The sequence below is a fragment of the Citrobacter europaeus genome (genome assembly GCF_037482245.1).
Taxonomy (GTDB): Bacteria; Pseudomonadota; Gammaproteobacteria; order Enterobacterales; family Enterobacteriaceae; genus Citrobacter; species Citrobacter europaeus.
On record NZ_CP148084.1, the window covers coordinates 87923 to 105859 of the forward strand.

A 17937-nucleotide genomic window follows, 5' to 3' on the forward strand; every position below is an offset into this window, starting at 1 on the left:
GATCCTCATTCTGGAGGGATTTCACATGAGTGAAAATAAAATTCCGCTATCTCAGGAAATAAAAAGACATTTATTAACGGGAATTTCGTGGATGATCCCGTTAATTGTTGCCGCCGGGATCTGTATTGCTCTCGGGCAAATACTTGGCGGCACTAACGTGGGTGAAAAAACAGGCACCATACCCTGGATGCTCAACCAGATTGGCGGCTGGGGAATGGGGTTAATCGTACCGCTGATTAGCGCGGCGATTGCGTACTCCATTGCCGATCGTCCCGGATTCGCGCCGGGCCTGATTGTCGGCTTCGTCTGCGGAGAAATTCATACCGGTTTTATCGGCGGGATGCTGGGCGGGTTTCTGGTCGGTTATACCGTCCTGCTGCTCAAACGCTATATCCGTTTGCCACAGTCGATGCAGGGGTTGATGCCCATCATGGTGTTGCCGGTACTGAGTACCGTCATTGGCGGCCTGTTGATGATGACGCTGATTGGCAAGCCGATAGCCTGGCTGCAGGACGCATTGATTCATCTGCTGGAGTCTATGCAGGGCGGATCCCGCTTTCTGATGGGCGCTATACTCGGCGCAATGGCGACATTCGACTTTGGCGGCCCGGTGAATAAAACCATGTCGCTGTTTGCTGACGGCATGCTGGTCAGCGGTGTGTACGGTCCGGAAGCGGTGAAGTTTGTCGGTTCGATGATCCCTCCTTTTGGCATTACGCTCTCTTTCCTGCTGACGCGTCACAAATACACCCGTGCGGAGCGCGAGGCGCTGAAAGCGGCATTCCCGATGGGGATCTGCATGATTACCGAAGGGGTTATTCCGATTGCGGCGCGCGACCTGCTGCGCGTGGTGGGGTCCTGCGTGGTAGCTTCGGCGATAGCGGGCGGCCTGATAATGGTATGGGGCGTCGAAAGCCCGGTACCGCACGGCGGCATGTTCGTGGTCCCACTCTTTACGCATCCGCTGCTGTTTTGCCTGGCGCTGGGGATTGGCACGGTGATTTGCGGCGTCATGCTGTCGCTGTGGAAGAAACCGGTGACCGAGCGTGACGAAGAGTTTGATGAACTTAGCGATCAAAAGCTGAAAGACGAAGAGATCACCTTCACCCTGGAATAACCGGAGGCCGTATGTTTGCCGATATGAAAAGCATGGTGACGAAAGCCTGGCGCGAGCAGTACGCGCTGCTGGCTATCAACTGTATGAACCTGGAAAGCGCCCGTGCGGCGGTACGGGTGGCTGAGAAACACCATGCGCCTATCATTCTGAATCTGTATCAGGGACACCTGGACCATTTTCCGGCTCCGATAGCGGTAGCGGTGGTCAAAACGCTGGCAGAGGAAGCCTCGGTACCGATCGCGCTGGCGCTGGATCATGGAAAGGATCCTGTACGCATTCGCCAGGCTTTTCGAGCCGGATTCAGCGGGTTAATGATCGACGCCTCCGCCTTTGCCCTGGAGGAGAATATTCGCCAGACCCGGGCGGTGGTTGATCTCGCTGCCAGCGTGCAACTGTGTGTGGAGGGTGAGCTGGGCCATCTGGCCGATGCTCCACGCTATGATTATGCGACTAACGCGGATTTGATGACCCAGGCTGCCGACGTGGAACCCTTTATCCAACAGACCGGGATCGATTTACTGGCGGTATCGGTTGGCACGGCGCACGGCATGTACGCGCCGGGCGTCACGCCAGCTATTGATTTTCAACGGCTGGAGGAAATTGCCCGGTTATCAACGGTGCCGCTGGCGCTGCATGGTGGCAGCGGGACGCCGTTTGACCAGCTACAGCGCTGCCCGACGTTTGGCGTTGCCAAGATAAACGTTGGCGCGGCGGTTTTCGAAGCCGGAAAGGCAGCGCTACTACATACCCTGTGTCGCGACACATCCGGTGAACTCGTTGATGTCCTGGCCCTGATGGAGCAGGCCTGCGAGGAAGCCATTATTCCGTACCTGCAGGCCAGCGGCGCTATCGGCAAAGCCTGATTCATTTTCTGTAACGCCTTTTATGCCTCTGCGATGACGCACTGGCAGGGCTTTCTACACCCTGAAACTGGAGAATTAACATGTTAGTTTCGATGAAAGAATTACTGCAACCTACCCGTCAGCACAGTTTTGCCATCGGCGCATTCAACGTGGCGGACAGCTGCTTTGTACGTGCCGTAGTGGAAGAAGCGGAAGCGACCAATACCCCGGCGATTATCTCCATTCACCCCAGCGAACATGATTTTGTCGGCGATGCGTTTTTTAGCTACGTGCGCGATATCACCCTGCGCAGCCCGGTTCCTTTTACTCTGCATCTGGACCACGGCGCTTCGGTTGAGCATGTCCTGCGGGCAATTCAGTGTGGGTTTACCTCGGTGATGATTGATGGCTCGCTGCTGCCGTATGAAGAGAACGTGGCGCTGACCCGAGAAGTGGTCAAACTGGCGCATGCGGTAGGCGTTTCGGTGGAAGGGGAGTTGGGTACGATTGGCCAGACCGGGACGTCAGTGGAAGGCGGCGTGTCGAAGGTTACTTATACCGATCCTGCTCAGGCACAGGATTTTATCGCCCGTACCGGCGCGGACACGCTGGCGGTGGCAATTGGAACTGCGCACGGGATCTACCCGAAAGGGATGCAGCCAGAGCTGCAAATGAATATCCTGCGCGACATCGCCGGGCGGGTGGATATTCCGCTGGTGCTGCATGGCGGTTCCGCGAACCCGGATGCGGAAATTGCCGAATCCGTGACGCTGGGCGTTGGCAAAATCAATATTTCCAGCGACATGAAATACGCCTACTTCCAGAAAGTCCGCGAAATCCTGGCGAAAGAAACCTGGTGGGATCCTAACGTTATTTACCCGGAAGCCATTAGCGCCGCGCGTGACGTCATCCGCCATAAAATGAAACTGTTCGGCTCAACCGGCAAAGCGTCACTTTACTAACGGCATGCAGGCGGGGCGACCCGCCTCTTTCGCAATAAGGAAAAGTGGAATGAAGCGTTCACACATTAATTATGCCGTCGATAAAGCGCATGCCATCGCCGAGACTTTTCGAATCTGTCTGCCTGACTTTGCGTATTTTACCGTCGACGCCTGGCGGCAACAGGATCAAACTCTGTGGCGTGAAGTACTCGATCTCCAGTTGGGATGGGACATTACCGACTTCGGGCGCGGAGATTTTGCGCAAACGGGGCTGACGTTACTGACGTTGCGCAATGGTCTGATAGGGTCAGTCAATTACCCCAAACCGTACGCCGAAAAGATGCTGAAAATTCAGCAGGATCAGCAAACACCATGGCATTTTCATCGCCACAAAATGGAAGATATCGTTAATCGCGGCGGCGGTGATTTGTGTATGCAACTGGCGTGGGCCACGCCTGATGACGGGTATGATGCCCGGCGCATTGTTGAGGTTAGCGTGGATGGTCAGCGGCGTACCGTTGACGCTGGCGAGACGCTGGTATTGAAACCGGGACAAGGGGTGTGTTTGCCGCCACGATTGTATCACCGCTTTTGGGCGGAGAAAGCGTTCGTGCTGGGCTGGGAAATCTCGATGGTCAATGACGACCTGCATGACAACCATTTCCTTGAGCCGGGCGGTCGCTTCCCGGCGATAGAAGAGGACGAACCGGTGAAATGGTTGTTATGCAGTGAATATATTCGTTTATAAGCGGGGGTAGGCCCGGTAAGCGAAGCGCCACCGGGCAATAATCACTGCGCAACGGGTGGGGCGGTAATTTCACTCCCGGATACCACGCCCGCCCGCATGGTTTGCGTTACCTGTTGTTTCTCCACATTCACCGCATGTAACTGACCGTTGATCGTAGGCTTGAGCGGTGCATCGGCCTGAAGACCGCCGCTGGCGGTAAGCTGGATGTTACCGTCACCGGAAAGCGGCAGTGCGGGCCATCCCCAATGTTGCAGAATCGTCATTGGCACGCCGCGCCCGTTCAGGCTGACCTGAGTCTGGCGCTGAGGCAACTGCGAAATGCTGGCGGTGGACTCCAGTAGCCCTTTTTCCGTATAGGCGCTCAGTTCGCTGATATTGATGGTGCTGCTGTTCGCGGTCAGCGCCAGCGAAGGACGACGCACGTCGGTGCGGTTAAAGGTGGCTGCAGCGGCGTTGAGGGTGGCGCTTCCGCTCCAGACCCCCCACTGATTGTTCTGTACCAGCCCGAGGTTGGCGCCGTAACCGTCCAGCGCGGTGAGTTGCCAAGGGAAGTCCGGATCGATATCAATCACCAGATTACGGCTGGCGCTGAATTTCTTCAGCGTCAGGCTGTTTAGCCAGGCTGGCAAGGGTTTCATCCAAAGCTGTTTCCAGTTTTCCGGCAGCGTATATTCCAGACCGGCAATAGCGGAATCATCGAGGACCAGCGCTTTGTTGCTGCGCATCCAGCTTCCGGATGTTCTGACCATACCGCCTTCCCAGCGGGTGGTGAACTGGCGCAGAGCAATACCCTGTGGTGAGAACTCGGCGTTCAGGATTGGATCGAAGAAGTGCAGAGAGCCGTAAATAAACTCGCTGGCATTCATCGACAGTTTGCCTTCCTGGGTTTGCCAGTCGTCCTTACTGAAGGTCATGTTGCGCAAGCTCAGGTCGAGATCCGTCACCGCCCAGTCGGGGCCTTGCAAACGGGCATCTGTTACCTCCAGACGACCAATTTGCAGGGAAGGAATCGTGCTTAACGGAGCAAAAAACTCGGCCAGCGATTTGTCGCTTTGCAGCCGGATATCGTTCAGGCGCAGATTCTCCACTACCCAACTACCGTCGGCATTGCGCTGCGCCACGCCGGTTAATGCCCCACGCGCCACGTCTGCGCCAATATTGCTAAGCGTCACCCGGTCATGGTCGATGCTGCCTTCAATCAATACGTTAGTGGTCGGGACATCGTTGAGCGTCAACGAACTGGCGCTGAGCTGAATTTGCGCTTTACTCCCGAGAATTTTACCCGCCTCAGGGCTCCAGGGAATGACGCCGCCGTTAACACGCTGCGCGCTCAGGGTCCACTCGCTACCGGGGCTGTTAAGGGCCATATCCTGCAACTGCAGGCGATCGGCCTGGAACGGCAGCGGCGCGGTTTGCTGCGACAAATTCAGCGTGCCGTTTTGCAACAAAATGGTGTCGACATGTAGCGGGTCGGTGATTTGGCGGCTGCTCAGTCCAATATCGACCGTTTTGGCGACCAGCGTCGCGGGCTGACCATCCCGGCCAAAGGTGACGTTTTCCAGCAGAATATGGGAAGGGGAAGAAAATCGGTGATCGATGGCATCAAAGGCCAGATGGTAGCTGCTGTTCTCCGAGACCCAGGCGCTGACATGCTCTGCGCCCCAGCGGGTTTGCAGTAGAAAATAAAGGCCGAGGATCGCCACTGCAAGGGCGATCAGCACGTAAAGAAGCAGCTTTCCAATAAATTTCATGGTCTTCCATCCCGCGAAGTGCACATAGTCAAGTTATGCACGATTTAGGCGCAATGCTCAAGGCGGGAATGGTGAAAGAGCGTTACAGCGGCGTTGATTCAGAATCAACGCCGCATTTTGCTTATTGCTTCTCTGGCGGGAATACCAGGTTCAGAACGATAGCGGTGATACCGCCTGCGGCAATGCCGGAAGAGAGCAGGTTTTTCACCCAGTCCGGAGCGAACTGCAGGATCAGCGGCTGCTGGGAAACGCCCAGGCCGACGGCCAGCGACAGGGCGATAATCAGAATCGCACGGCGGTTCAGTGGCTCGCGGGACACGATACGCACGCCGGATGCCGCGATCGTACCGAACATCACCAGCGTTGCGCCGCCGAGTACCGGCTCAGGAATATGCTGTACAAAACCGCTGACCGCCGGGAACAAACCCAGCGCGATCAGCATCAGCGCCACCACAAAACCGACATAGCGACTGGCAACGCCTGTTAATTGAATAACCCCGTTGTTCTGGCCAAAACAGGAGTTAGGAAAGGTGTTGAACACGGCGGAAACAAACGAGTTCAGGCCATTCGCCAGCACGCCGCCTTTCAGGCGTTTCATGTACAGCGGACCAGAAACCGGCTGCTCGGAGACGTCGGAGGTGGCCGTAATATCACCGATGGTTTCCAGCGAGGTGATCATAAAGACCAGCATCAGCGGCAGCAGTAAACTCCAGTCGATACCCAGGCCATAATACAGCGGCGTTGGCACCATCAGCAGATCCTGGCTTACCGGCGCGGTATTTTGCGGCAGCATGTCCATAAACCAGGCCAGCAGGTAACCCGCCGCCATTGCAATCACCAGTGACGCAACGCGCAGGTACGGGTTGCGCTGGCGGTTAAGCAGAATAATTAGCGCCAGCACGACGCCTGCCAACAGTAAATTCTTCGGTGCGCCAAAGGTGTTGTCGCTCATTGCGGCATAGCCGCCGCCAATCGACGTCAGACCGACCTGAATCAGCGACAGGCCGATAATCATCACCACCACGCCTGAGACCAGCGGGGTAATGATACGACGCGCCAGATGCAGTACGCGTGAAATAACCATCTCAGTGCAGCTGGCCAGCATCAGCGTACCGAACAACGCCGCCATCATGGTTGGGACATCTGCGCCACCGGTTTTTAGCGCTGTACCGCCCATAATCAGTGGCGCAACAAAGTTAAAGCTGGTGCCCTGAATGGATAACAGCCCTGAGCCGACCGGGCCCCAGGCTTTGATCTGAATGATAGAAGCTACGCCGGAAGCGAACAGCGACATACTGATAATGTGTTGAGTATCCTGAGCCGGTAAGCCGAGCGCCTGGCAAATTAACAGAGCAGGAGTGATTACCGCGACGAACATGGCCAGCAGGTGCTGGCAGGCGGCAAACAGGGTCTGGGCTAGCGGGGGGCGATCTTCAAGACGGTAAATCAGTTCACTGTTGTGAGTCTGCGCAACCGGTTGCGCATTTGTTGACTCTACGGCGTTAACGGACATCAGAGGCAATCCCATGGTGGAAAAGCGGTGATTTTATCTGACCAGGGCAGAAATGCAAACGTTTGCTACCAGGTATTCTTAATATTTAAAACGGATAAACATACATTTTTATATAACTTTTCATGATTTTCTGCTTAAAATCCACCCCGAAAACTCAATAAGAGCTAAAAATCGGTCTGGAATGCATCGTGCGTGATTGTGCTAAACGCACTAATGGAGCTGTAAATGTTTTATCTCGATACGTTATCAACGCTGGTTGCGGCAACCCTTGTATTGCTGCTGGGACGTAAGCTCGTCCAGTCTGTTTCCTTCCTGAAAAAATACACCATTCCCGAACCTGTAGCGGGCGGATTGCTGGTAGCGATTGCGCTGCTGATACTGAAAAAAAGTATGGGTTGGGAAGTGAACTTCGACATGACCCTGCGCGACCCACTGATGCTGGCCTTCTTCGCCACCATTGGCCTGAATGCCAATATCGCCAGTCTGCGTGCTGGTGGCCGTGTGGTGGGAATCTTTCTGATTGTGGTTGTTGGCCTGCTGCTGATGCAAAACGCCATCGGTATTGGTATGGCGACCCTGCTGGGCCTGGATCCGCTGATGGGGCTGATTGCTGGTTCAATAACCCTCTCTGGCGGACACGGAACCGGGGCCGCATGGAGCAAGCTGTTTATTGAACGTTATGGCTTCACCAATGCAACTGAAGTGGCGATGGCTTGCGCAACGTTTGGCCTGGTTCTGGGCGGATTGATTGGCGGTCCGGTGGCGCGCTATCTGGTCAAACACTCCACCACGCCTGACGGCATGCCTGACGATCAGGCCGTGCCGACCGCGTTTGAAAAGCCGGACGTCGGGCGCATGATCACCTCGTTGGTGCTGATTGAAACCATCGCGCTGATCGCTATCTGTCTGACGGTGGGTAAAATCGTTGCGCAAATGCTGGTGGGAACGGTGCTGGAACTGCCGACCTTCGTTTGCGTGCTGTTTGTTGGCGTGATCCTCAGTAACGGCCTGGCGCTACTGGGCTTTTATCGGGTATTTGAGCGCGCGGTTTCGGTGCTGGGTAACGTCAGTCTGTCGCTTTTCCTGGCGATGGCGCTGATGAGCCTGAAGCTGTGGGAGCTGGCTTCTCTGGCTCTGCCGATGCTGGCAATCCTGGTCGTGCAGACCATTTTCATGGCGCTGTACGCGATATTCGTCACCTGGCGCATGATGGGTAAGAACTACGATGCCGCCGTGCTGGCAGCCGGACATTGCGGTTTTGGCCTCGGCGCGACGCCGACGGCGATTGCCAACATGCAGGCGATTACCGAACGTTTTGGGCCGTCCCATATGGCGTTTCTGGTGGTGCCGATGGTGGGGGCGTTCTTTATCGATATCGTCAACGCGCTGGTGATTAAGCTGTATCTGCTGTTGCCGATTTTCGCGCAATAAAGGCTGTGCGGCGGAGTCACATCCGCCGCCGCTAAGAATCAACTATGCGTTGGAGTAGCGTTCGGTTTCCGGCATCCAGCGCTCGATTAGCGCCACAGCCTGTTGCGGGTAACGTTCATGAATATGGCGGGCAATACGCTGAACTTCCGGGATAATCGCTTGATCACGCAGTAAGTCCGCAACTTTGAATTCCGCCGTTCCGGTCTGGCGTGTACCCAACAGCTCGCCGGGGCCGCGAATCTCTAAATCTTTTTGCGCAATGACGAATCCGTCGTTGCTATCTCGCAGAACCTGCAGGCGTTGTTGTGCAGTTTTTGACAGCGGTGATTTATAGAGCAGGACGCAATGGGAGGCCACCGCGCCTCGACCTACGCGACCACGTAGCTGGTGCAACTGCGCCAGGCCCAGGCGCTCCGGGTTTTCAATAATCATCAGGCTGGCATTGGGTACGTCCACGCCCACTTCAATCACCGTGGTGGCAATGAGCAGATGCAAATCTCCCTGTTTAAAAGCAGCCATTACCGACTGCTTCTCGGCAGGCTTCATGCGCCCGTGTACCAGGCCAATATTGAGTTCGGGCAACGCCAGTTTAAGCTCTTCCCACGTCGCTTCAGCCGCCTGAGCTTCTAACAAATCAGACTCTTCAATTAACGTACAGACCCAGTACGCCTGACGCCCTTCGTGGGTGCAGGCGTTGCGCACGCGGTCAATAATATCGCTGCGGCGGGTATCCGGAATGGCCACCGTAGTGACCGGCGTACGCCCCGGAGGCAGTTCGTCAATGACCGACGTGTCGAGATCGGCATAGGCGGTCATCGCCAACGTGCGCGGGATTGGCGTGGCGGTCATGATTAGCTGGTGCGGGTGAAAACCCTGCTGCTGGCCTTTCTCCCACAGCGCAAGACGCTGATGCACGCCAAAACGGTGCTGCTCATCGATGATAACCAGCGCAAGTCCGTTGAACTGCACCTGCTCCTGGAAAATCGCGTGCGTGCCGACAATCATCTGTACCTGGCCGCTGGCGATGGCTTCCTGCTGTGACTGGCGCGCTTTGCCTTTCTGCTTACCTGCCAGCCAGCCCACTTCAACGCCCAGAGGCGCGAACCAGTTGCGGAAGTTATTCGCATGCTGTTCAGCCAGCAATTCGGTGGGGGCCATCAGCGCCACCTGCTTACCATGTGCGATAGCCCGCAGCGCGGCCAGAGCCGCAACCAGGGTTTTACCGGAGCCGACATCGCCCTGCACCAGACGCATCATTGGGACATCCAGCGCCATATCGCGTTCGATCTCAGCGGTAACGCGGGCCTGTGCGCCGGTGGGTTTAAACGGTAGCGCCGCCAGCAGTTGGTCTTTCAGCGTATTGTTTGCGCTCAGCGGCTGGGCGTGGAAACGCTGTGCCCCGGCGCGTAGCGCCAGCATGCTGAGGTTATGCGCCAGAAGCTCTTCCAGAATCAGACGTCGCTGCGCCGGATGCTGGCCGGTTTCCAGATCGCTCAATTGCAGTGACGGCGGTGGACGGTGTAGCGTGCGCAGGGCTTCCGGCAGGCTCATCATGCCCTGTAACAGCTCTGGTGGCAGCAGTTCGGCAATGGCGCAGGTATCGAGCAGATCCAGCGCTTGATCGGTCAGTTTGCGCAGCGTGGCCTGCTTCACGCCTTCGGTAGTTGGATACACCGGTGTGAGCGTTTCTTGTAATTCCGGCGTGCTGAGATCGCCCTGCACGCGGTATTCCGGGTGAATCATTTCTGCCCCATATTTCCCGCGTTTGGCTTCACCGTAGGCCAGCACCCGGCGACCGGTGGCAAGGCTGTTTTTCATCGCAGCGCTGAAATTGAAAAAGCGCATGGTGAGAATGCCGGAGCCATCGCTGATCTGACAGGTCATCATCCGGCGGCCACCGAAGGTGATATTACAGTTCAGCACTTCGCCTTCAACGGTGGCATAGACGCCCGGTAACAATTCGCCAATGGGGTACAGATGGGTACGATCTTCGTAACGCAGAGGGAGGTGGAGCAGGAGGTCCTGCACGGTGTGCAGGCCAATTTTCGCCAGTTTACTGCTTTGCGCTGCGCCAACGCCGGTCAGAGAGTTGAGTGGGATGGCATCCAGTAAACGGCCTTTCATCGCGTTTATCTCGCAGATTGCATAGTGGCCCACCACGTTGCATCGGCTTCAATTTCGCCCTGCGTGTTGACGTGAGGGTAGGGAAGACCTTTGCGCTTAGCGACATTCGCCAGCACCGGATAACCGCCTTCAAACAGTAAGCGCTGCTGCTCGTCTTGTGGCAGCATGCTGTTTTCTCGTCGGTACATGCCAGCATTTTGCCGCTGGCGCTGCGCTTCGTACAGGATTAGCGCGGAGGCGACAGAAACGTTCAGCGACTGCACCATGCCAGTCATGGGAATGATGATGTCCTGATCAGCCAGATCCAACGCTTCCTGAGTGATGCCGGTTTTCTCCTGGCCCATCAGGATGCAGGTGGGCCGCGTGTAATCAATCTCGCGAAAATCCACGGCGTTATCTGACAGATGAGTAGCCAGAACCTGCATGCCCTGGCTTTTTAAATGTGTGACCGCATCGCCAATGGTAAGGTGAGTTTTCACCTGCACCCAACTGTTGCTGCCTGCGGCAGAAGAGGCCATGGTGCGCATACGGCTACCCGGCCAGACGGCGTGGACTTCATGCACGCCGACCGCATCTGCAGTACGAATGATCGCAGAAACGTTATGAGGTTTGTGGACCTGCTCCATGCAGACGGTCAGATCGGGCTGCCGACGCGCGAGCATCTCGCGGATACGTGCATAGCGCTGTTCATTCATAAGACTAGTTTCGGTTTCGGGTGACTTTTATCACGTCCGGCATGACGCGAATTTTGCGCATGATATTCGCCAGATGCACGCGATCGCGAGCGGTCAGGCGAATAAAGGCGCTATAGACGCGGCCATCTTTCTCTTCCGTATTCAGACTTTGAATGTTGGAGGTGGTCGTGTTGATTGCCGCCGTCAGGTTCGCCAGAGCACCCTGGTGGTTAAACATATCCACCTTAATCTCTGTAATGAACTCCTGCTCCGTCTCTTTATCCCATTCCACCGCCATAAACTTCTCTGGCTCTTTCTGGTAGCCACGAATATTACGGCAGGATTCATGGTGAATCACCAGACCTTTACCCGGACTGACGTGGGCAATGATTGGATCGCCTGGAATCGGACGACAGCATTTCGCAAAGGTGATCAGCACGCCGTCTGCGCCTTTGATCGGCAGATGACCGTGACCAGATTGCGCCGGCACATTTGTCGTTGCTTCGCCCTGCTGAAGGTTTTTCGCTACCACCACGCTCATGGCGTTACCCAGACCGATTTCTGCGAGCAGATCGTCAAGCGTGGCGAGCTTCATACGCTCAAGCTCACGCTGGATGCTCTCTGGTGGGATCTCAGCCAGTTTACGGCTACCGCCCAGGGCATGGTTGAGCAGTCGACGACCCAGACTAACGGAATCATCGCGCTTGAGGTTTTTCAGCAGTTGGCGAATTTTGGCGCGCGCTTTCGAACTGACGACGAAGTTGAGCCATGCGGCGTTCGGACGTGCGCCCGGCGCGGTAATAATCTCAACGGTCTGGCCGCTAAAGAGCGGTTGTGAAAGCGGATAAGGCTGTCTGTCGACGCGTGCGCCAACGCAGGCGTGGCCGATATCGGTATGCACGGCGTAGGCAAAGTCGACAGGCGTTGCACCGGCAGGCAGTTCGACAATGCGCCCTTCCGGTGTGAAAACATAAATCTCATCCGGGAAGAGATCAGATTTAACGCTTTCAATAAATTCAAACGAGCTACCGGCGCTCTGCTGCAGTTCCAGCAGGCTTTGCATCCAGCGCTGAGCGCGGATTTGCGCAGTGGTGCTGCTTTCGCCGCCGTGCTCTTTGTAAGCCCAGTGCGCTGCAACCCCCATCTCTGCCATCTGGTCCATGTCTTCAGTACGAATCTGTACTTCTACCGGGACACCGTGTGGGCCGATCATTGAGGTGTGCAAAGACTGATATCCGTTAGCTTTCGGAATGGCGATATAGTCTTTCACGCGACCAGGACGTGGTTTGTACAGGCTGTGCATCTGGCCGAGTACGCGATAGCAGGTATCGGAATCATGAACGATAACGCGAAACGCGTAGATGTCCATGATGGAGTGAAAACGCTGCTCTTTGAGCACCATTTTGCAGTAGATCGAGTACAGGTGCTTCTCACGCCCGCTTACGCGACACGGAATGCCTGCCTCTTGCAAACGCCCTTCGATTTCCGAGAGGATTTTTTGGATCATCTCTTTACGGTTGCCGCGAGCGGCTTTTACCACTTCTTTAATCACGCGATAGCGGTTTGGGTACAACGCTTCAAAACCCAGCTCTTCCAGCTCGGTTTTAATGTGATGAATACCTAAACGGTGCGCCAGCGGACTATAGATTTCGAGGGTTTCACGGGCGATGCGGCGACGTTTGTCCGGGCGTAATGAGCCCAGCGTGCGCATGTTGTGGGTACGGTCAGCAAGTTTGATGAGAATGACGCGGATATCCTGCACCATCGCCATAATCATCTTGCGAAAGTTTTCAGCTTGCGCCTCTTTCTTATCGCGAAACTTAAGCTTATCAAGCTTCGATACCCCTTCTACCAGTTCTGCAACGCTTTTACCAAAAAGCTGTTCCATATCCTGGTAGGTGGCTGGAGTATCTTCAATCACGTCATGCAGCAGCGCAGCCATCAGCGTTTCGTAGTCGAGTTTCATCTCGGCCAGAATGCAGGCTACCGCTACCGGGTGCGTGATATAGGGTTCACCGCTTGAACGTGTCTGGCCCTCGTGAGCGTCACGTGCAACGAGATACGCCTGCCGAAGACGCTTAATCTGGTCTTCCGGCAGGTAGTTTTGAATCAGTTGATTCAGGCTTTCAAACAGATACAAGGGCGACCCGCTTTGTGATTAACGACGACCTTCAGCAATAGCGGTAACGGCTTGTAATTCAGCGGCTTCCTGCTCTTGCTGTTCCTGGCGCTCACGCACGTCGAGGATCTGGTTGTTGATCAGACCTTCTTCGATTTCGCGCAGCGCGATAACGGTAGTTTTATCGTTTTCTTCCGGTACGAGCGGATCCTTTCCGCCTACCTGCATCTGACGAGCGCGACGCGCGGCGACCAGTACCAGGTCAAAACGGTTACCAATTTTCTCTACAGCGTCCTGAACAGTTACGCGTGCCATACTTAAAATGCTCCACAGGTGAAGAAATGACTGGGCATGATACTGAATGTGGGTTCAGTCTGCCAACAGTTTGCTGATTAAAGCGTCATGACGCTGCTTTTGGCGGCTCATGCGCAGACGTTCGGCGCGAATGATAGTTTTCAAATCGCCCAGGGCGGTATCGAAGTCATCATTCACAATAAGATAATCATATTCGGCGTAATGGCTCATTTCTGCAACAGCTTGCGCCATACGTTTTGCGATCACGTCTTCGCTATCCTGACCGCGGCCACGCAGACGGCGGTCCAGCTCAATCTTAGATGGCGGCAAAATAAAAATACTGCGCGCATGCGGCATTTTTTGACGAATTTGCTGCGCACCTTGCCAGTCGATATCTAAAAAGACGTCTACGCCGGATGCCAATACTTGCTCAATGGTCTCACGTGAGGTGCCGTAGTAATTACCGAAAACCTCAGCGTGTTCCAGAAACGCGTCTCTGCCAATCATGGTTCTGAATTCGTCATGGTTCACAAAGAAATAGTGTTCACCGTGCACTTCCCCCGGGCGCGGCGCGCGCGTGGTGTGCGAAACAGAAACCTGGGTGTCATACAACGGTTGGGTCTTTAATAAAGCCTGAATCAGGCTGGATTTACCCGCGCCACTGGGGGCAGAAACAATATAAAGCGTGCCTTGAGCCATGAGTATCTTAATGTATGTGATTGTCGAAAGAGAGCCTACATACGGGCTTATTATACACGTAGCCGCTATGTGACGTAGCCCTTGTCACACTTTTTGCGCATGTTTATTGCGTTTTGCGTACCAGTTTCCTGTTTTATCCGCGATTTGCAGCAATTTGTGCAAATGTCAGGAACGGTGCTCGCAGGATGATTTTTTGCCGCTCTGTTTCCCTTTTACTTCGCGTTATATCTGCCGGGAAATGCAGTGTTCAGCGGAGGTAACATGGGATTATGGAAAGGCATAGGGCTGGTTTTGCTAATGGGATGTCTACCCGCATGGGCGGTATGCCCAGTCTGGTCTCCTGCCAGGGCAAACGAAGAAATTTCTCGACTACAGCAGCAGATCACACAGTGGAATGACAGTTACTGGAAACAGGGTGAAAGTGCTGTAGACGACGGCGTTTATGACCAGCTCAATGCGCAACTCATCCAATGGCAGCGCTGTTTTGGCGATGAAGCCCCACCAGATCTGTCTGCGCCCCCAATAAGTGGCACCGTCCCGCATCCAGTTCCCCACACGGGAGTCCGTAAACTTGCCGATAAGCAAGCGTTACAGCAATGGATGCACACTCGCAGCGATCTCTGGGTACAGCCAAAGGTGGACGGCGTGGCGGTCACGCTGGTCTATCGCAACGGCAATCTGATACAGGCGATTAGCCGTGGTAACGGCCTGAAAGGCGAAGACTGGACGCAAAAGGTTCTTCAGATCCCTTCCGTGCCACGCACCACCACAGGACAGCTCGCTAACAGTACGTTGCAGGGGGAGATATTTTTACAGCAGCAGGGGCATATCCAGCAACAGAAAGGCGGAATGAACGCCCGCTCAAAGGTTGCTGGAATGATGATGCGCCAGAGCAACCCGGAAATATTACGCTCGCTGGATATTTTTATCTGGGCCTGGCCTGATGGTCCGGCGCTCATGTCTGAAAGACAGGAGCAACTCACTGCTGCCGGGTTCAGTTACACGCAACGCTATACTCAGGCTGTGAAAAATGCGGATGACGTCGAAAAGTCGCGCGCCAGGTGGTGGAGTTCAGCATTACCTTTTGTGACGGATGGCGTAGTGGTGCGAACGGCAAAAGAGCCACGGGCACAGTATTGGCTACCCGGACAGGGTGACTGGCTGGCGGCGTGGAAATATCCTCCTGTGGCAAGGGTATCTGAGGTAACGGGTATTCAGTTCTCCGTTGGCAAAAGCGGGAAAATTGCGGTGGTGGCATTGCTGACTCCCGTCATGCTGGATGATAAGCGAGTGCAGCGCGTCAATATTGGCTCTGTACGACGCTGGAATGAATGGGATATCGCGCCAGGCGATCAGATTCTGATAAGCCTCGCTGGACAAGGGATCCCCCGTATAGATGAGGTGGTCTGGCGCAGTACCCAGCGTATTAAGCCGGTGCCACCTGAGGGGCGCTTCAATTCATTAACCTGTTTTTATGCCACAGCGGAGTGCCAGGAACAGTTTGTTGCCAGACTGGTCTGGCTGGGCGGTAAAGAAGTGCTGGGGCTGGAGGGTATCGGCGAGGCGGGATGGCGAGAGCTCCATCAGGCGTATCGCTTTGAACATATCTTTTCCTGGCTAGGATTAACCCAGGCGCAGCTACAGTCCACCTTCGGCGTGAACAAAGGGGAGAAGTTGTGGCATCAGTTCAACCTGTCGCGCCATCTCCCGTTCACGCGCTGGGTGATTGCCATGGGAATACCGTTAACACAGGCAACACTGAATGCCAGTCGGGATGGTTCGTGGCAGCAGTTACAGGCGCGCAGTGAACAAAGCTGGCGGCAGTTGCCTTTCATGGGGGAGCGGCGGGCACGCCAGGTGATGCAGTGGCTGGAGAATAGAGAGATCATTGCGCTGAGCAACTGGTTAGCTGCTCAGCGGATCGCGGGCTTTATGCCTTAATGGCCTTCATGGCGATAGTAAAATACCGGTAGCCCTAACTTCAGGCGCAGCGCCAGCAGTCGGGCGGTGAAGCCGAAGAGCAGGGTAGAGATAACCACTACATCGTGACTGGAGACATAATGTTGCAGCACGATGTACAGCACTGCAGCGGCAAATGAAACGCCGGCATACAGTTCTTTCTGGAATACTAATGGGATACGTTTGCAGAACATATCACGTAAAACACCACCAAAGACGCCGGTAGTGACTGCAGCGACTACGGCGATAATCGGCCCATGACCCATATCCAGCGCCACCTGAGCGCCAATAATAGAAAAAACCACCAGGCCCAGCGCATCCAGTACAAGGAATATTTTACGCAGATAGGGCATGACGGGAGCAATAATGGTGGTGAGTACCGCAGCGGTCGCCACGATAATGACGTATTCAGGGTGCTTTACCCAGCCAAGCGGATAGTGGCCGAGAAGAATGTCGCGTACTGAGCCGCCGCCAATGGCGGTCGCGGTGGCAATAATAATGACGCCAAATGTATCCATACGACGACGCCCAGCCGCAAGCGCACCGGTCATGGCTTCGGCAGTAATACCAATTAAATATAAAACGTGTAACAGCATGTATTCCCCCTGATTTGCTGGGGGCTAAGGTTAACGATTTGTGCGCATTGTCACGATTGAGATTTTCTAAGGTGAAGCGATTTTAATAACTACAGCTAATGCGAATGTGCTAAAAATACGTGGTGACATGTGCTTTGTGTTATTGGTGGTGATAATAAATGATGAGAAAATATAATTCGGAATGAATGGGAAGAATACCAAAGCGAAGGGAAAACACGTAGTCCCGCCGTTTATTGGCGGGCTACGTAGAATGCTGGCTTATTCGATGTTCTGGATCTGCTCGCGCATTTGCTCGATCAATACCTTCAGTTCAATCGCGGAATTCGTCACCTCGGCATTGATAGACTTGGATGCCAGAGTGTTCGACTCACGGTTGAATTCCTGCATCATGAAGTCCAGACGACGGCCAACCGCCTCTTTCTTCTTCAGAATGTTGTAGGTTTCTTTGACGTGGGCTTCCAGACGATCTAACTCTTCTGCCACATCGATGCGCTGCGCCATCAGCACCAACTCTTGCTCAAGGCGGTTATTTTCCAGTTGCACCTGGGCGTCTTCCAGTTTGGCTACCAGACGCTCGCGCTGCCATTGCAGGATTTCCGGCATATGTGCACGTACTTTCGTAACTTCAGCGCTGACGCCTTCCAGACGCTGCTCGATCAGCGCTTTCAGCGCCTGACCTTCGGTTTCACGCGCGACGATGAAGTCATCCAGCGTACCGTCAAGCGCAGCGAGGATTTCGGCGGCAATGGCGTCCAGATCTTGCTCCTGGGCAGCCATTACGCCTGGCCAGCGCAGGATATCAACCGGGTTAATTTCACCTTCATCACTCTGCATTTTGACCCAGTTAGCTGCACTCACGAGCTGTTTAGCGAGCTTTTCATTCAGAATCAGCTCGCCCTGGGCGCTGGCATCGGGCTCAAAACGCAGCGTACACTCGACTTTACCGCGCGTCAGACGTGTGCGGATGCGCTCGCGAACAACGGGTTCAAGGCTACGGAACTGCTCCGGCAGGCGAAAATAAGTTTCCAGATAACGCTGGTTTACCGAGCGCATTTCCCAGGTTGCGCTACCCCATTCACCCTTGATTTCACGCCGGGCGTAGGCGGTCATGCTGCGGATCATAGACGTT

At 55.0% G+C, this 17937-nt stretch carries 15 protein-coding genes; 6 read left to right on the top strand and 9 right to left on the bottom strand.

Going from position 1 to position 17937, the window contains the following annotated elements:
* Positions 1-25 precede the first annotated feature (25 nt).
* From WHR59_RS00430 to WHR59_RS00445, 4 genes are all read left to right on the top strand, one after another.
* Positions 26-1117 (top strand): PTS fructose transporter subunit IIC, encoded by a 1092-nt coding sequence (locus WHR59_RS00430; protein ID WP_003837581.1) that lies wholly within the window; start codon positions 26-28, stop codon positions 1115-1117.
* An 11-nt stretch (positions 1118-1128) separates the two neighbouring features.
* Entirely contained in the window at positions 1129-1980 is an 852-nt protein-coding gene (locus WHR59_RS00435) for a class II fructose-bisphosphate aldolase (protein ID WP_075145468.1), read from the top strand.
* Between the two features lie 80 nt (positions 1981-2060).
* Positions 2061-2921 (top strand): ketose-bisphosphate aldolase, encoded by an 861-nt coding sequence (locus tag WHR59_RS00440; protein WP_338843515.1) that lies wholly within the window; start codon positions 2061-2063, stop codon positions 2919-2921.
* 49 nt (positions 2922-2970) lie between these two features.
* The gene (locus tag WHR59_RS00445; protein ID WP_338843516.1) at positions 2971-3648 is read left to right on the top strand and encodes a D-lyxose/D-mannose family sugar isomerase; all 678 of its coding nucleotides are present in this window, start codon (positions 2971-2973) and stop codon (positions 3646-3648) included.
* Positions 3649-3689: 41 nt separating this feature from the next.
* Here the strand turns inward: WHR59_RS00445 and WHR59_RS00450 are convergent, their stop codons facing one another.
* Entirely contained in the window at positions 3690-5399 is a 1710-nt protein-coding gene (locus WHR59_RS00450; protein WP_200008085.1) for an AsmA family protein, read from the bottom strand.
* Between the two features lie 121 nt (positions 5400-5520).
* Complete coding sequence (gene xanP / locus WHR59_RS00455) at positions 5521-6912, bottom strand: xanthine/proton symporter XanP (protein ID WP_003024026.1); 1392 nt, start codon at positions 6910-6912, stop codon at positions 5521-5523.
* A 225-nt stretch (positions 6913-7137) separates the two neighbouring features.
* Between xanP and gltS the strand changes: the two genes are divergently transcribed.
* A complete protein-coding gene (gene gltS, locus WHR59_RS00460; protein WP_087050748.1) occupies positions 7138-8343 on the top strand; it encodes a sodium/glutamate symporter in 1206 nt (401 codons plus the stop codon).
* A 42-nt stretch (positions 8344-8385) separates the two neighbouring features.
* On the opposite strand, the gene recG is transcribed toward gltS, so the two are convergent.
* From recG to gmk, 5 genes are read right to left on the bottom strand one after another with little or no spacing between them, the layout of a single operon-like run.
* Positions 8386-10467 carry an ATP-dependent DNA helicase RecG gene (recG, locus tag WHR59_RS00465; protein ID WP_338843517.1) on the bottom strand — a complete coding sequence of 694 codons (2082 nt, stop codon included), beginning with the start codon at positions 10465-10467 and terminating at the stop codon, positions 8386-8388.
* A gap of 5 nt (positions 10468-10472) precedes the next feature.
* Entirely contained in the window at positions 10473-11162 is a 690-nt protein-coding gene (trmH, locus tag WHR59_RS00470; RefSeq protein ID WP_043018748.1) for a tRNA (guanosine(18)-2'-O)-methyltransferase TrmH, read from the bottom strand.
* A gap of 4 nt (positions 11163-11166) precedes the next feature.
* On the bottom strand, positions 11167-13281 hold the full coding sequence (gene spoT, locus WHR59_RS00475) for a bifunctional GTP diphosphokinase/guanosine-3',5'-bis pyrophosphate 3'-pyrophosphohydrolase (protein ID WP_032950538.1): 2115 nt from the start codon (positions 13279-13281) through the stop codon (positions 11167-11169).
* 18 nt (positions 13282-13299) lie between these two features.
* Positions 13300-13575, bottom strand: a complete 276-nt coding sequence (gene rpoZ / locus WHR59_RS00480) for a DNA-directed RNA polymerase subunit omega (RefSeq protein ID WP_000135058.1) — start codon at positions 13573-13575, stop codon at positions 13300-13302.
* Between the two features lie 54 nt (positions 13576-13629).
* Entirely contained in the window at positions 13630-14253 is a 624-nt protein-coding gene (gene gmk / locus WHR59_RS00485; RefSeq protein ID WP_019078035.1) for a guanylate kinase, read from the bottom strand.
* Positions 14254-14514: 261 nt separating this feature from the next.
* On the opposite strand from gmk, the gene ligB reads away from it, so the two are divergent.
* Entirely contained in the window at positions 14515-16194 is a 1680-nt protein-coding gene (ligB, locus tag WHR59_RS00490) for an NAD-dependent DNA ligase LigB (RefSeq protein ID WP_181230960.1), read from the top strand.
* Here the strand turns inward: ligB and WHR59_RS00495 are convergent.
* Positions 16191-16808: a trimeric intracellular cation channel family protein gene (locus WHR59_RS00495; protein ID WP_003024049.1), complete on the bottom strand. Its 618-nt coding sequence runs from the start codon at positions 16806-16808 to the stop codon at positions 16191-16193. The genes ligB and WHR59_RS00495 overlap by 4 nt on opposite strands.
* A gap of 258 nt (positions 16809-17066) precedes the next feature.
* Complete coding sequence (locus WHR59_RS00500; protein ID WP_003024052.1) at positions 17067-17930, bottom strand: YicC/YloC family endoribonuclease; 864 nt, start codon at positions 17928-17930, stop codon at positions 17067-17069.
* Positions 17931-17937: the final 7 nt, after the last annotated feature.

Excerpts from the sequence above, each read along its gene's own strand:
- WHR59_RS00430 (WP_003837581.1), top strand. The coding sequence starts at position 26 with ATGAGTGAAAATAAAATTCCGCTATCTCAGGAAATAAAAAGACATTTA.
- WHR59_RS00435 (WP_075145468.1), top strand. The coding sequence starts at position 1,129 with ATGTTTGCCGATATGAAAAGCATGGTGACGAAAGCCTGGCGCGAGCAG.
- WHR59_RS00440 (WP_338843515.1), top strand. The coding sequence starts at position 2,061 with ATGTTAGTTTCGATGAAAGAATTACTGCAACCTACCCGTCAGCACAGT.
- WHR59_RS00445 (WP_338843516.1), top strand. The coding sequence starts at position 2,971 with ATGAAGCGTTCACACATTAATTATGCCGTCGATAAAGCGCATGCCATC.
- WHR59_RS00450 (WP_200008085.1), bottom strand. The coding sequence starts at position 5,399 with ATGAAATTTATTGGAAAGCTGCTTCTTTACGTGCTGATCGCCCTTGCA.
- xanP (WP_003024026.1), bottom strand. The coding sequence starts at position 6,912 with ATGTCCGTTAACGCCGTAGAGTCAACAAATGCGCAACCGGTTGCGCAG.
- gltS (WP_087050748.1), top strand. The coding sequence starts at position 7,138 with ATGTTTTATCTCGATACGTTATCAACGCTGGTTGCGGCAACCCTTGTA.
- recG (WP_338843517.1), bottom strand. The coding sequence starts at position 10,467 with ATGAAAGGCCGTTTACTGGATGCCATCCCACTCAACTCTCTGACCGGC.
- trmH (WP_043018748.1), bottom strand. The coding sequence starts at position 11,162 with ATGAATGAACAGCGCTATGCACGTATCCGCGAGATGCTCGCGCGTCGG.
- rpoZ (WP_000135058.1), bottom strand. The coding sequence starts at position 13,575 with ATGGCACGCGTAACTGTTCAGGACGCTGTAGAGAAAATTGGTAACCGT.
- gmk (WP_019078035.1), bottom strand. The coding sequence starts at position 14,253 with ATGGCTCAAGGCACGCTTTATATTGTTTCTGCCCCCAGTGGCGCGGGT.
- ligB (WP_181230960.1), top strand. The coding sequence starts at position 14,515 with ATGGGATTATGGAAAGGCATAGGGCTGGTTTTGCTAATGGGATGTCTA.
- WHR59_RS00495 (WP_003024049.1), bottom strand. The coding sequence starts at position 16,808 with ATGCTGTTACACGTTTTATATTTAATTGGTATTACTGCCGAAGCCATG.
- WHR59_RS00500 (WP_003024052.1), bottom strand. The coding sequence starts at position 17,930 with ATGATCCGCAGCATGACCGCCTACGCCCGGCGTGAAATCAAGGGTGAA.